10 protein-coding genes are annotated in these 14,748 nt (G+C 33.0%); 1 reads left to right on the forward strand and 9 read right to left on the reverse strand.

Annotated elements, in window-relative coordinates; genetic code table 11:
* Positions 1-37 precede the first annotated feature (37 nt).
* The 3 genes from MTP08_RS09925 to MTP08_RS09935 form a co-directional block, all read right to left on the reverse strand.
* Positions 38-388 (reverse strand): tellurite resistance TerB family protein, encoded by a 351-nt coding sequence (locus MTP08_RS09925; RefSeq protein WP_209391291.1) that lies wholly within the window; start codon positions 386-388, stop codon positions 38-40.
* A 63-nt stretch (positions 389-451) separates the two neighbouring features.
* On the reverse strand, positions 452-1,567 hold the full coding sequence (locus tag MTP08_RS09930) for a BT_3928 family protein (RefSeq protein WP_243575894.1): 1,116 nt from the start codon (positions 1,565-1,567) through the stop codon (positions 452-454).
* Positions 1,568-1,580: 13 nt separating this feature from the next.
* Positions 1,581-2,138, reverse strand: a complete 558-nt coding sequence (locus tag MTP08_RS09935; protein ID WP_243575895.1) for a DUF1599 domain-containing protein — start codon at positions 2,136-2,138, stop codon at positions 1,581-1,583.
* A 268-nt stretch (positions 2,139-2,406) separates the two neighbouring features.
* Between MTP08_RS09935 and folP the strand changes: the two genes are divergently transcribed.
* On the forward strand, positions 2,407-3,273 hold the full coding sequence (gene folP / locus MTP08_RS09940; protein WP_449508585.1) for a dihydropteroate synthase: 867 nt from the start codon (positions 2,407-2,409) through the stop codon (positions 3,271-3,273).
* Positions 3,274-3,315: 42 nt separating this feature from the next.
* On the opposite strand, the gene MTP08_RS09945 is transcribed toward folP, so the two are convergent.
* From MTP08_RS09945 to MTP08_RS09970, 6 genes are all read right to left on the reverse strand, one after another.
* Positions 3,316-5,769: a DUF5686 family protein gene (locus MTP08_RS09945; RefSeq protein ID WP_243575896.1), complete on the reverse strand. Its 2,454-nt coding sequence runs from the start codon at positions 5,767-5,769 to the stop codon at positions 3,316-3,318.
* 102 nt (positions 5,770-5,871) lie between these two features.
* Positions 5,872-6,108 (reverse strand): hypothetical protein, encoded by a 237-nt coding sequence (locus tag MTP08_RS09950; protein WP_243575897.1) that lies wholly within the window; start codon positions 6,106-6,108, stop codon positions 5,872-5,874.
* Between the two features lie 18 nt (positions 6,109-6,126).
* The gene (locus MTP08_RS09955; RefSeq protein WP_243575898.1) at positions 6,127-8,466 is read right to left on the reverse strand and encodes a hypothetical protein; all 2,340 of its coding nucleotides are present in this window, start codon (positions 8,464-8,466) and stop codon (positions 6,127-6,129) included.
* Between the two features lie 146 nt (positions 8,467-8,612).
* Positions 8,613-10,427 (reverse strand): cytochrome-c peroxidase, encoded by a 1,815-nt coding sequence (locus MTP08_RS09960; protein WP_243575899.1) that lies wholly within the window; start codon positions 10,425-10,427, stop codon positions 8,613-8,615.
* 73 nt (positions 10,428-10,500) lie between these two features.
* Positions 10,501-11,976, reverse strand: a complete 1,476-nt coding sequence (locus tag MTP08_RS09965) for a PhoX family protein (RefSeq protein WP_243575900.1) — start codon at positions 11,974-11,976, stop codon at positions 10,501-10,503.
* 199 nt (positions 11,977-12,175) lie between these two features.
* The gene (locus tag MTP08_RS09970; protein WP_243575901.1) at positions 12,176-14,632 is read right to left on the reverse strand and encodes a hypothetical protein; all 2,457 of its coding nucleotides are present in this window, start codon (positions 14,630-14,632) and stop codon (positions 12,176-12,178) included.
* Positions 14,633-14,748: the final 116 nt, after the last annotated feature.

Below are 14,748 nucleotides of genomic sequence, written 5' to 3' on the forward strand. Positions count from 1 at the left end.
TTTTTGTATTGTAGTTAAAATGATTTTAATCTTTTGTTTAGTTCAGTTTCCAAAGATTTTTCAGCAATTTGTAAAAAGTATGTTCTTCATCTGTTACCACCTCATCTGCTTTTATTAAAGACTTTGCAAATTCTGCAAATTTTATACGTTCTTTTTCGGTAGAATCTTCTAAAAAACAACGTGCATGAAATTCAAAATGATCTTTCCATTCTTCTGGCTGTAGCAAAGCAATGGTTTCTAACTCGTTATCTAAATTCATTTTGAACGGAAATTCGTCTGCAAGATACTGCTGAATGAGCATTCCTTCTTCCGGAGCAAATTCTCCGTCTATCGATGAAAGAATCATCAGCAAATGATATCCCGCAATAGGTTTATTAGATTTATGCATATTTTTTTATTAATATTTATACTTTAATTTTATAGATAAACTTTGAGATAAATAAAGTTATTTTTATTCTTCAACAAAATTTTTAGCCGTCTGTTTATCTGTAATTTTACCATTTTCGATAATCAAAACAAAGGGATTACTTCTCGCAATGGTTTTAATAGCTGTACCGTCCATCATTGCATTCTTAATTGTTTTAAATGTATTAGGCATTGTAGAAACGCCATAAATAACAGTAGCATTTTGTGTTTTTACCTTATTTTCTATTTTAGCTAAAAGCTCTTTAGAAACTTCTTTTGGATGATAAGAAAATACCAGAACCGCTTTGGGAGCATTAATAACTTCTGCTGTTACGTCCTGACCGGTTGGATCTTCAATTTTAAATTTAGAAATTTCAGATTTATAGCCTTCTTTTACGAGTACAGATTCATTTTTACCTTCTTCTGTTTTCCACGGGGTTCCTTCTTCCCAATATTTAGATTCCTTCACATAATCGTCCTGATTAATACGGATTACCTCGCCCGTTTTTGTGTTTTTTAAAGAATAAAAAGTTTTGTATTCTGACGGATTCTTGTTTATCTTTTCTTTTTCTGCCTTCAAATCTGTTCCGATTTTATAATCTCTGAAATCAATAATCGGTTCATTGATAATACCTTGAGCCATTACAAAAATCATCAATCCAACAAAAACTCCGAAAAATGCAGACTTCAATTTGTTGCTTTTAGGTTTCTCACTGTAGATGTAAGGATCGTCTTTACTGCAAAATTCTTTTTTGTAGAGAACGAATAAAATAATAAGCCCTGCTAAAAGAACAATATCTTTAATAAAGCTTTGCCAAGGTGTAAATTTTATAGCATCACCAAAACATCCGCAATCTGTAACAACGTTATAATAAGCCGAATAAAACGTAAGGAATCCGAAGAAAATACACAATGCAATGAGTGCAGAAATTGTGAACTTCAGCTTGAATTTTAAAAGCAGCATTACACCTAAAAGAAGTTCTAAAACCACTACAATTACAGAAAATATTAAAGCAAATTTTTCCAAAAACGGCATATTGAAAACGCTCGGAGAAAAATACTCTTCCATTTTGAAAGAAAACCCTACCAAATCGACCGCTTTTACGAAGCCGGAAAGGATAAAGATAACTGCAATAACGAATCGTAGTAAACTTTTAATCATTTTTTTTAATCTTTTAAAGTTGTTTTTGATGATTTTGCTCGGAAAATTTAATTAAACAGAACACGGCATAATTCAGCATATCAAAATAATTGGCATCCAAACCTTCCGAAACGAGTGTTTTACCTTGGTTATCTTCTATCTGTTTGGTTCTTAAAACTTTTTGATAAATTAAATCGGTAATAGAAGAAATTCTCATATCTCTCCAGGCTTCACCATAATCGTGGTTTTTCTTTTCCATTAAAGCGTGTGCTTTAGAAGCATAATCGTCGTAAAGCTTTAAGATTTCTTCTTTATTTTCATTAAAATCATCGGAAAGACCTTTTTCTAACTGAATTAAACCAATAATTGAATAATTAACGATAGCCACAAATTCTCCTTCTTCGCTTTCGTCGATCATTTTAACATCCGTCATCTGTAAAGTACGGATTCTGTTAACTTTAATATAAATCTGATCGGTAATTGAACTTGGACGTAAAACCCGCCACGCAGCACCATAATCCTGCAGTTTTTTACTGAATAAATCCCTACATTCTGAGATGACATTACCAAACTGCTCTGAAGTTTTGTTCATAAATTTCCTTAATCTTTCAAAGATACAAATTTTTGTTTTTCGAGATTGTTTATCAGCTCTAGAGTTTCGATTGCAGAATAATTTTGAAGCGTTTTATATAAAGTTTTACAAGCTAAAATTTTAATTTAAAACTGATACTTTGCTTTTCATTCGTCGTTAAATTGTTTTTTTAATCTTTCAGTTATGGTTTATTTCAAAATATGCAATGGATGATCTTTTATCAACTTTTAGTTTAATTTTGTATCATTCATAAAAATCATCAGAACTGATGCTTCACAACAAATCATCTTTTTTCTCTCCCGATTCTCCTGTACACTCTATAAACTGCAACGGAAGACTTATCGAACTGGATACGCCGAAGATTATGGGAATCCTCAACATTACGCCGGATTCTTTTTCAGACGGCGGCAAATTTAACAACGAAAAATCTGCTCTTCTGCATACCGAGAAATTATTGAATGAAGGTGCCGAAATTATTGATATTGGAGCACAGTCTACAAGACCTCATGCAGAATTTCTTTCGGATAAAGAAGAAATGAGAAGAATTGGCAAAATAATTTCAGAAATAAAAAGAAATTTCCCTGAAACGCTGCTTTCTTTAGACACATTTTATGCTGAAACCGTACAGTTTGGCTATGATGAGGGGATCGACATTATTAATGATATTTCTGGCGGACAATATGATGAAAACATGCTGAATGCGGTAGCAGAAACTCGACTTCCCTATATTTTGATGCACATTAATTCTACTTATGAATCTATGCACGAAAAAATTAATTTTACCGATATTACATTATCAATCAACCAATATTTCAGCAAAAAAATACAGGAACTAAGAAAAAAAGGCATTAAAGATATTATTCTGGATCCTGGTTTTGGATTTGGAAAAACCGTGGAAGACCAAATGAAAATGATTGATGAAATCCGATTTCTAGGATTTGGACAATATCCTTTACTGATAGGAATTTCCAGAAAATCTTTCATTTATAAACCTCTTGGAAAATCGCCTTTAGACATTAATCCGGAAACCCAAAAACTGCATTTAAAAGTATTGCAGCAAGGTGCAAAAATATTAAGAGTTCACGATGTTGCAGAAGCAAAGAAAACTGTTGATGAGTTTTTAATAAACCGCTAAAAAAAACCTCCTAATTTCATCAATCAGGAGGCAAATTTATTTTTAAAAACCAAGTAATTTCAGCTTAAACTGAATGGCAAAATTATCTTTGAATTTGGTCGTATTATAATAACCAACTCTATAAAAGAATCCCAAATTGAACTGTGTGGAAAGGAAATTATTCCACTCTAAGCCTACTTCATTATAAAGATGGTTTAATTTTTTGAAATCGAACTGATGAAATTCAGGATTCTTCATATTACCAATCGTTCCTCGGTAAATAACATCAAAACTCGATACATTTTTACCAAAACTTTTAAAGTACCAAGGAAGTCTGTGCGTAAGATAAGCTCCCACAAATTTATCGTTATAATATTTTCCGCCTTCCATTGTAGCGAAGCCTAAATACGAAGTGAGGTTAAAATTAAGCCCTCCGTTTCCTTTACCCAAACCATTCATGGTAAAATTCTTCCAAATGGGTGCATCTCCAAAAACAATTCCTCCGTAAGCACGCAAACCGGTAACACCTAATTTAGTTTTAAAATTGTGCACCAACAAAGCGTCTAGCCTACTGAAATTAAAATCACCATCTAAAGATTTGAAACCCTGCTCATAATTGAAATAAAATTCGGGGAAATTTTGTTCGTAGGTAAACTTCCCATTTTCAGTCATGATATTTTTCGAATTTGGAGAGTATTTTAGGGTAATTGTAGACGAAGTGACATCAAATGTATTTCCTAAGCCTTTGTAGCTGTAATCGAATTTAGCATCTTCTTCGGATTTTCTTGCAGATACATTTACGGTTAATCCGTTTGTAATATCATTTTCATAACTCACTGCAAAACCTTTGTATCCGTAAAAAACACCATTATTTAACGAAACTCCGGAATTCATAATCATCATTCTGAAATTCCAGAGATTTTCTGAAAATCTTCCTGCTGCGTTTACATCATCAAAATACTCTACTCTGAAGAAAGAATTTTTCTTTGTAGTGGTACGAATGTCTACACCCGCTCCAAATTTGAATTGTTTATCGTAAATTCCATAGGCAAAATAAGCATCCGGAGAAATATATCTGCTGAATTTTTCATTGAGTTTGGCTCCTAAACCTAATCTGAAATGTTCGTATTTATTATAACCCACAATTTTTGAAAGATCGAAATCTACCATTCCGAGTCTGAGTTTTCCTTTTAATAAACCAGCCAAAGCTTTCACTTTATTATCAAGATTATATTTGTTGCTCAAACTGTCTATTTTCAAATAGGTAGTTTGTTCTCTTCCTGTTAAACTGTCTGTTCTGTACTTGTCTATTAGACTTCCGTCAGAATTATTCACCTCCATGCTGTAACCTCTGAAATTCTGACGTTTTTCTTCAATTGGAGTTTTAAAATCGAAATAATCTGCAGTAACAAAAGCGTAGGTTCCGAATTTGCTTCTGGTCTTTTTATCTTCTTCTTTCTGTTCTTTAGTTTTATTTTTATCTGAATCGCTGGTATTGGAAAACGTTGTGGAAGCCAATTTTATCTTGTAATTCTCCTTAACCAAAAACCATTTATTATCGAATGGTTTCCAAATACTGGTTATACTGCCTTCGCTTTTAATTTTGCTGTTGCTTACAATCTTTTTCAGAGCATAAGTATCTTTATCTACATAAATATATCCATTGAATTTTGTCTTATTAGCCGATTGTTTATAACCAACCTCCCGAAATCGGATTACATAATTTTCTCTCCCATCTATTTCTATAGAATCTGTTAAAAAATAACGGTAAAGATTTCTGTTTTCTTCTTTTATTTCTTTGGGAATCTGAGTTCTGTTGGAACGAAATGCCATCAACTCGTAAATCGGTTCTTTAAGACCAGCAATTTTATTATCTAAAACAATGGTTTTTTCGCCATATTTTTTAGAATACAAATTTTCCAGAGCCCTTTCCCATAAAAACATTTTGCTGCTTCCCATAAGCTTCATCAATCCGACCGATTGCAGAGAATCTTTCATTTCCTGCTTTTTCATGGGTTGTTGAGGAAGTTTTTTAAGAGAATCGATTCGGTTGCCGATGTAATTGTTGTACGCTTTTATGCTATCCTCATCAAAATCTAAAGAAATTTTTTCATACGATTTGTATGAATAAGAATCTAAACTCTTTGGTGAATTTTCTTGATAATTTTCATTGATTTTTCTGAGAATTTCTAAAGCTTTCGGATCGCTTTTATCCTGTAAAACAACACTTTGAATTTCTCGCGTTTTTACATCGGTTTTGGTAAGAAAAACCTCCATCAGTTTATCGGTTACTACATCTTCTTCGTAAAATCCTTTTGCAGAAACTTCTACTTTGCTACATTTTGTATTGAAAATAAGAGTTCCGGAGTGATCCGTTCTTCCTAATACCTGATTTTTGCAGGAAATTTCTGCTCCATGAATGGCAGTATCATCTGCCGCATTTTTCACAATAATTTTAGATTGCGAAAAAGCAAAACAGAAAGAAAAAGAGAAAACAATAATAAAAATATTCTTCATAAATGTAACATGGTTTTAGATCGGGAAAATTTGCTTGTCTAAAAGTTTCCTCAGACAAAAAAAGTGCCGTAAATTATCCCATATTACAATATTACATTATTTTTAATTCTGGCTTGCCATTTTATCTGCAAACTCTATTGAAAATTGTTTTCTATCTTCCTCTAGTTTTTCAGCATTTACCGGAAGAATATAATTGAAGAGAATTTTTTCTTCGTTATCCAAAAAAATAATTTCTTTTTCTTCTCCGTCGATCATCTGAGCAAATACAGACCACATAGAAGTATCTTTAAGCTTTAATAATTCAAAAAACTGTTCGGCTTTTATTTCAATTGTTTTCATTTTTCAATATTTATTTTTTTAAAATTCCAGAAGTTTAAGCTTAAACTGTACCGCAAAGTTTTGTTTAAAATTGTGAGTGGTATAATATCCCACACGGTAGAAAAAACCGAGATTGAAATAAGATGATAAAAAATTATTCCACTCCAATCCTACTTCCTGATAGAGATGATCGAGTTTCTTAAATCTGAAATCGTGGTAATGCGGGTGTTTCATGTCTCCGATGGTTCCACGAAGAACAAAATCAAAACTGGAAACATTCTGACCAATACTTTTGAAGTACCACGGTATTTTATGGGTTAAATAATACGCTATAAAACGGTCGTTATAAAATTTTCCGCCTTCTAAAGTTGCAAAACCGAGATATGAAGTAAGATTGAAATTAATATCTCGGCTTGGAGAAGCAAGACCATTCATGGTAAAATGTTTCCAAATGGGAGCTTCGCCCAAAACCAAACCACCATATAAACGGACACCCGTTTTTCCTAATATATTCTGAAAATTATGCGCAAACAAAGCATCAAAACGGATATAATTAAAATCGCCTCCAAAAACTTTCATACTTTTCTCGTAGTTGAAATACAGTTCCGGATATTTCTGGTCGATTTGAGATTTCCCCTGCGGCGTCATGATATTGGTAGAATTTGGAGAATATTTCAGAGTAATTAACGTATTGAAATTTTCGAAAGCATCTCCTTTTCCTCGAAAATTATAATCGAATTGTGCTGTTTCTACATTTCTTCTGACTGCAAAAGCTAAGGTTAACGCATTGCTGATATCATTAAGATAAGATAATGAAACTCCTTTGTAGCGGTAAAATTTATCGTTATTAATGTTGTTTCCATAATTCATCATCTTCATTCTGAACGTCCAGAGTCTGCGGTAGAATTCGCCAGAAGCACTTACATCATCATAATATTCTATTCTGAAAAAGTTATTTTTTTCCAGAGAAACTTTCATATCCACTCCGATTCCGTATTTCCAACGCTGGTCTTTTAAACCATACGCAAAATAATAATCGGGAGAAAAATAGGGTTCGAAAGTTTCATTAAGTTTGTCTTTTAAACCCAAACGGAACCCTTCGGATAAGTTATAATTAACAATTTCGCCAATATCAAAATCGAAACTTCCCATTCTGACCTGACCGTTGATTAACCCTGTAAGAATTCTGGCTTTTCGGTCTACATTATACAATTTCCCGATGCTGTCTATGGTAGAATAAGTCTGAATTTCCCTTAACGAAAGAGGTTCATCCCGATAAAGATTCAAAGTATTTCCTGAGGTATTTTTTACTGAAAAGGTATACCCGTTAAAATCTCCTTTGTTTTCTTCTATGGGCGATTCATAATTAAAATATTTCGAATTGAGAAACACATACGTTCCGAAATTTCTTTTTTCTTCACGATTTTCTTCGCGGTCTGTAAATTCTTCACCTAATTTCAGTCTGCTGAGTCTTAATTTAAGATTTTCTTCTGCCAGAAACCATTTTCCTGCATAAAAATTCCATGTACTGATGATATGACCTTCGTCTTTTTCTTTGCTGATGCTCTCAATTTTTTTTATTCCGAATGTTTCTGCATCAATATAAATAGCACCGCTGAATTTTCTTCTTTTCATCGGTTTTTTGTAATTCGCTTCCCTAAAACGAATGACATAGGTATCTCTATGATCTATCTGAATGCTGTCTGTAAGGAAAAAGCGATATAAACCACGGTTTTCCTGCTTAATTTGATCCGGAATTTTGTTTCTGTTGCTCTGTAAAGCAATCAGTTCGTATATAGGCTGCTTTAATCCGGATATTTTATTATCCAGAATTGTAATTTTCTCACCATATTTTTGGGAAAATAAAAATCTCTGAGCTCTCTCCCAAAGAAAAAGTTTACTTTTTTCAAGAATTCGGCGCGACGAGAGATTATTAATACTGTCTCCTTTATTTTTTTTCTTTAAAAACCCAAAATTCCCGTTAAAAAGGTCTCGATATGCAGAAATACTGTCCTGATCGATATCTACCGATAATTTTTCGTAAGATTTATAGCTGTAAGAATCTAAACTTTCCGGGGAATTGCTTTTGAACAACCTCTCAACTTTTCTTAAAATTTCCAGCGCTTTGGGATCGCTTTTATCGTTAAGAATAACCGCTTCGATATCGTTAATTTTATATGAAGCTTTAATTAAGGAAACTTTTATAAATTTTTCTACTACTGCGTTTTCCGTATAAAATCCATCCGCTCTTATTTCTATATTTTTGCATGAGGATTTAAATTCTAAAAATCCATAATGATCTGTTTTGCCTAAAACAACATTATTACAAAGAATTTCTGCATCTGGAATAGGAGTATGATTTGCTTCATTAAATATCATAATCTTTGATTGCGAAAAACCAAAAACATACAGCAAAAACAAAACAAAACTCAGAATTTTTTTCATAGGAAAAACCTGCCCAAAATTACAGATAATTTTCTGTTTCAGAAAGCTGAATTCTATGTCTTTACCGATATCAATAGTTGCTACTTTTTATCATCAAGCGCCTTCAAAAATTCAATTACATCATCCATTTCCGTGTCGGTAAGATGAAGTGGAGTATCCGAAAGCGTTTGATTTTCAATTTTAAATCCAAAACCAACACCTCCTCCTTTATTATAAAATTCCATTACCTGCTTTAAAGTTTTATATCCTCCGTTATGCATGTAGGGAGCTGTTTTATTGATGTTTCTGAGTGTTGGTGTCTTGAATGAATTTTGTAAAAATGCTACCGTTTCATGGAATTTCCCCCTTCCCGGATCGCGGTCTAATTTTTCATTACTGAAATTTTCTGCAACACCCAAAACTTCCTGTTCTGTTTTTTTGTAATCCGGAGGAACGGTTCCATTGAAAAGCGGAAGAAAATGACAAATTGCACATTGTGCTTTTCCCATAAATAAGTTGAATCCTTTTTTCTGTCTTTCAGACATCGCATTATTATTCCCTCTCATATACTCATCAAAATCTGAACTGAACGTGGCAAGTGATCTTATATATGTTGCCAAAACATTCTGAAGCTGCCAAACCTGAGCCTTCTGAGAACCAAAAATCCTCTTAAAATCTGAATTGTATTTTTTATTGTTATTTATTTTGGCAATAATTACATTTAGGTCGCCGTGCATTTCTTCTTTATTGGTAATTACATCGGAACTCTGCCCTTCGAGATCGTCTTTTCTCATATCCCAAAACTGACCGTGCTGAAATGCTGAATAATTAAGCGAAGGTGTATTTCTTACCAATGCGACATTCTGTAAAGACATCGATTTTTCTTTTCCGTCTGTAAACGCTTTTTCGGCAACATGACAGGTAGAACAGCTTCTTGTACTGTTGTTGGATAAAATAGGGTCATAAAAAAGTTCTTTTCCCAATTCTGTTTTTTGCGGAGTCATTGTATACTCTTTTCCCGCTGTAAATGCATTGGCATCGAAAGCATTTTTCGAATAAAAAGTAGCAGCATTTTTGCGGAGTACCGTGGTAACTTCCACTTCAGGAATACGCTCTTCTTTTCGGAACTGAAGAAGAGTTTCAGAAATTTTATTTAAGTAAGAAGGAATAAACACTGCATAATTGAATGTTATTTTATCGGAATTCTGCTTCAGTACATTAATTGCCGCGTCGATTTGTGTACTTAGTGTTGTATAAGAATTGTGTTTAGATTTTTCTGTTGAAATTTGGCTTAAAACTTTTTTTACAGACTCCATCGCATAAGGCATTTCCTGTAGAAAAGCTCCGGAAATCGGGGTATCAAAACCGGCAATTCCCAGACTTGAAATTCTAAAAACTTCCTGTCTCAAAGCATCAAAAACCTGATCTTTTCCTATGCTTATCGCCAGAAAATTGGTTTTAATGATATTGCTTTTATTCAGAAGTTTTTTCAGAAGTCTTATTACTTCATCTTTGTTAGATGGTTTATAAGGATATAAAAGTTCCTCCAAAGCCTGTAATCCTTCGGGTTCTATCTCGGTATGCTCCGACATTTCTATTTCGGGAAGTGCAGCTCCGTTAATAAATCTTGCAGAATGGGGAAGAAAATACTCTACAGCCCATTCCATTTTTTTGTACGTTTTTCTTAGATTTCCAAATTTTTCCTGCAACGTTTTTTCTGTAGCATTATGAGAAACCAAATCAATAAGATGATTGGTCTGTTGCAGAAAATCATTATTATTCTTTAAAATTTCATTTTTTACATCCGTAAGCGAATCTACAGGAGGAATTTCGTTCTTTTTACACTGTAAAATACCAAAAAATAAAAATACAATGAAAAGAAATGCCAAGAGCGGATATTTCAGGATCAATTTCATAGGAAACAGAATATATAAAAAAGCATCAACAGAGATTTCTATTGATACTTTTTTAGGTTATTAAAGATTAGTATTATTTCTGTACGTTTCTGATGATTACAATTTGTCCGCCTTCTTTGTTGGTATTTACGCCCGCTCCATCTGCATTTTTAAATGCGTCTTTTTGCCAAGTATGAGAGTGAATATTTACCGCAAAAGTATTCGGAACCCCAATGATATCTGAAATATCTATCATTGCACCAAATTCCCAAGAACCCAACTTCGTTAAATTACCAGACTGGTTGTATGCAGTTTGCCAAGCAGCATCGTTTCTGTTGTGTTTCATATTAAGCCAAGGCTTATACTGTTTTGTTCCGATATTCAGCTGCCAAATGTATGAATCGTGATTGGCTGCAGAATAGTAAGAATCTCCATCTTCCTGAATGTAAACATAATTCTCGGTTACACAAAGGTTATCGGGATTAATTAAATTATTTCCAGGATTAGAATCTCCTTCTGCAACAACTTCCAGTTTTCCTGCAAGCATATTGTTTTCGTTAAGAACAAGCTTATAAACTCTTCCCCACATGGTAAGTCCCGGTTTTGGATTTACACCATCCGAAGATTCTCCAGTTGCTGTAAAATAAATTTCTCTACCCTTTCCTGCTCCTTTTCTGTAATCGACATCTTCTACTCTCGAAAAACGGATGGCATTAAGATCCATATTTTTTTGGTTAATCTGGGCTCCTGTAAGATTTTTAGCATTGCTAATTTCTACAAATTCTACATCATACTGAGAACCTTTTACCATATCTGTCTCCGTATAATTGTTGTTGGTTCTTTTTAAAGAATAAAGTTTTCCGTTGTCTAGATCTCCTTGTGTATTCGAAACATACATCAAAAGCTGTCCTGCTGATTGATGAGAAGTAGAATAAGACTGATCTTCGCCAATCATAATATATGTTTTACCACCAGAAATATCTTTAGGAAGAGGAACTGCATTTTCCATAGAAGCTTTTCCTAAAGCCGGTTTTACTCTTGTTTTATCTGAAGCCTGAGAAACAGGTGCCAAAGGATTAAGAGCGTGTACCATACTTTCTTCGCCAGATTCTCCTGCTGTAAGAAATGCATCGAAGCCATGTTCTTTCTGTGTTGCCAATGTTGCAGAACACAATCTTGTCATCCCACCAATTCCGTTAAGAATATATTCACCTTTTACAGGTTTGAAAGTTTTGTCTAAATATACTCTGGAAACAGACTGGGTAATTTCGTGGTTGGTAATCATCAGATACCCGTTAGAATTAGGATCTTTCATAATTCCCATTCCGTCTGGCTGTCCTGCAAAAACAAAGTTCGGACTTTGAGAAAGCACATCAGAGCTTGAAATAAGCGTTGTAATGTTCAAATTCTCGAAACCAGGCATTCCGTATACAAATGCAGGTTCTTTAGAAAAATTTTCGATTTTCACTTCGTTGTTTACCGGAGTTTCGGTTGTTTCTACATCGTCTTTACAGCTCTGCGCAAGTGCTGCAAATAAAAATAACGCACCAATAGATCTTTCAATTTTCATAATATATTTTTATAGTTTATCTGTTTGCAAAACTATAAGTCTATTGTTAACTGCACTTTAATAACAGCAAAACTGCAATTAACTTTATTTGAATAATGAAAGTTAATTGTTAATTAAAAGAGAACTTTAAAGTATTTCTCAAAAAAAATAGAAATTCAAAATCATTGAATTTCTATTTTTAGAGTTTATGGGGCAAAGTTTAATTCAGTAGATTAAATCTTAGTTTAACCCCAAAATTTTCTTTAAATACAGGGGTCTGATAATATCCAAGTCTATAAGAGAATCCTAGTCCGAAATTTCTTCCCAGAAAACGGTTCCAGATTATTCCAGCTTCCTGATAATAGTGATCTAAAGGAATAAAATCGAACTGATGATCTCCTCTATTTTTGAAATTACCAATTGCCGACTGATATTCCAGTTCGATATTGGAGTATCTTTTGCCAATGGTTCTGAATCTGAAAGGTAAATACTGAGAAATTTTGAATGCTACAAATTTGTCTGCAAAATAAGTCCCCGAAGGCATGGTCGCAAAACCAAAATTAGAGGGTGTACTTACGCTGGAAAACCAATGCTCTAAACCTCTTTCAGTTTGTCCTGCTATTTCAAAATTTTTCCAGATAGGCGCAGTTCCTGAAGAAATTCCACCTAAAAGTTTCAAGTTAGTATATCCTAATTTGGTTCTGAACTGATGTACAACTAATGCATCAAATTTCTGATAGTTCAGATCTCCGCCTAAAATATGATATCCTTTTTCGAAATTGGCAAAAACCTGAGGAAAACCTGTTTCAAAAGTATATTTTCCGCTAGGAGTCATAATATTTTTATCATTGGGCGAAAATTTCAGAGATAAAGTAGTGCTTACATTATTAAAATTATTCCCTAAATCTCTGTACTGATAATCGAAAAGTGCCTTTTGCTTCTCTTTATTCACCGCAATTTTCATACTTAGAGAATTAGATATATCATATAAATACGACGCACCAAATTTCTGGTTTTTATAAAAATTAGCATTGTGAAGATCCAGATTGATGTCGGTTAATTTCATCATTGTATTCCACATATTGTTGCTGAATCTTCCTGCTGCAAAAACATCATCCACATAATCTATTCTGAAAATAGAAGTTCTTTTCTGCGATAATTTCACATCTAAACCAAGCCCATATTTCCAGGTATGATCTTTAAAACCGTAGCCAAAATATCCGTCGGGAGAAAATGTCTTACTGAATTTTTCGTTAAGCTTCACTCCTGCTCCTAGTCGAAACCCCTGATATTTGTCGTAATTGAATACTTTCGTAATATCAAAATCAATCATTTTATATCTTAAATTACCTCTCAGTAACTGCGTATAAAAGCCTAATTTCTTTTCAAAATCGTGCTTTTCTACAAATTTATCAATATTATCATAAGTCGTATTTTCTCTTGTGGTTAGGCTGTCGGTTCTGTATTGATTAAGCAGACTTCCATCAGAATTTTTTACTTCTAAAGAATATCCTTTAAATTCGGATGCTTTCTGTTCAGGATTAATTTCAAAATCGAAAAATCTGTTTTTAATGTAAAGATAATTTCCGAAAGTTTTTTTATAGTATTTCTGTTTCTCGCCGGCTTTTACACTGTCTTTTTTAGCAGTATCGAAAGACTGATCTCCCATTTTCATCCTCATGTCTTCATAATCGAGAAACCATTTATTGTTAATAGGTTTCCAAACGGAAACTATGTTGCCTTCATTCCTTTTTTTGCTTGAACTTTCAAATTTTTTGAGGGCAAACGTTTCGGTATCAATGTAAATTTTACCGTTAAATTTTCTGGGATTCTGCTTCTTTTTATCCATAATTTCTTTGAATTTAATGACATAAGTGCTTCTTCCGTCTATCTGTATGGTATCTGTAACATAAAAATTAAACAGATTCCTATTTTCCTGTTTTAATTGCCGTGGAATCCTGTTAAGATTAGAAAAATTCATTGCTAAAACTTCATAAATAGGATTTTTGAAACCCGACATTCTGTTGTCTAAAACATTGGTTTTTTCGCCAAACTTGTCAGAATACTTGTATTCTGTCGCTTTTTCCCACAAAAACATTTGTCCATCTTTGGCTGCATCTAGAAATTCTTCACTAAGTAACGAATCTTTTTCATCGCTTTTCTTTTTAAAAACCTCCTTCTTTTCTACTTTAGACAAAGAATCTTTTCTGCTTACAATAAAATTTTTAAATGCATCGATAGAATCTTTATCCACATCAATAGAATACTTAGAATAAGATTTAAATTGATAAGAATCTAATGATTTAGGAGAATTATTTTTCTCTCGTTTATTGAATTCATCGAGAATTCTGAGTGCTTTAGGATCGCTTTTATTTGAAATTACAATCTTGTCTATGTTGCTGGATTTTTCGGAAGAAGTTTTTAGAAGAACTTCCATATTTTTCTTAACATCAGCCGTTGCATCTTCGAAATTGTTGGCTAAAACCTCAACTTTCTTACATTTTGTTTTAAAATTCAGAATTCCTTCATCATTGGTTTTACCAAGCAGATCATCATCACAGTAAACAGCGGCATTTCCTATCGGTTTTTTATCGTTTTTACTTAAAACTTTAATTTGATTCTGACTGAAAATGAAGATACTCAACAATAAAAATAATGGAGATAAAAATTTTGTCATGTAGTTTTTATTAATGAGACAAAACTATTGATAAGAAAGTTACAAAACCATGAGAGAAAATATAAACTTTTGTTAAAGATGTAAATGTCTGGACGTTAGTCATTTTTTATAGAAAT

Origin of the sequence: Chryseobacterium oryzae, assembly GCF_022811665.1 — a bacterium.
Lineage (GTDB): Bacteria > Bacteroidota > Bacteroidia > Flavobacteriales > Weeksellaceae > Chryseobacterium > Chryseobacterium oryzae.

Bases quoted from the DNA above. Each gene is read 5' to 3' on its own strand.
- MTP08_RS09925 (WP_209391291.1), bottom strand. From the start codon at position 388: ATGCATAAATCTAATAAACCTATTGCGGGATATCATTTGCTGATGATT.
- MTP08_RS09930 (WP_243575894.1), bottom strand. From the start codon at position 1,567: ATGATTAAAAGTTTACTACGATTCGTTATTGCAGTTATCTTTATCCTT.
- MTP08_RS09935 (WP_243575895.1), bottom strand. From the start codon at position 2,138: ATGAACAAAACTTCAGAGCAGTTTGGTAATGTCATCTCAGAATGTAGG.
- folP (WP_449508585.1), top strand. From the start codon at position 2,407: ATGCTTCACAACAAATCATCTTTTTTCTCTCCCGATTCTCCTGTACAC.
- MTP08_RS09945 (WP_243575896.1), bottom strand. From the start codon at position 5,769: ATGAAGAATATTTTTATTATTGTTTTCTCTTTTTCTTTCTGTTTTGCT.
- MTP08_RS09950 (WP_243575897.1), bottom strand. From the start codon at position 6,108: ATGAAAACAATTGAAATAAAAGCCGAACAGTTTTTTGAATTATTAAAG.
- MTP08_RS09955 (WP_243575898.1), bottom strand. From the start codon at position 8,466: ATGATATTTAATGAAGCAAATCATACTCCTATTCCAGATGCAGAAATT.
- MTP08_RS09960 (WP_243575899.1), bottom strand. From the start codon at position 10,427: ATGAAATTGATCCTGAAATATCCGCTCTTGGCATTTCTTTTCATTGTA.
- MTP08_RS09965 (WP_243575900.1), bottom strand. From the start codon at position 11,976: ATGAAAATTGAAAGATCTATTGGTGCGTTATTTTTATTTGCAGCACTT.
- MTP08_RS09970 (WP_243575901.1), bottom strand. From the start codon at position 14,632: ATGACAAAATTTTTATCTCCATTATTTTTATTGTTGAGTATCTTCATT.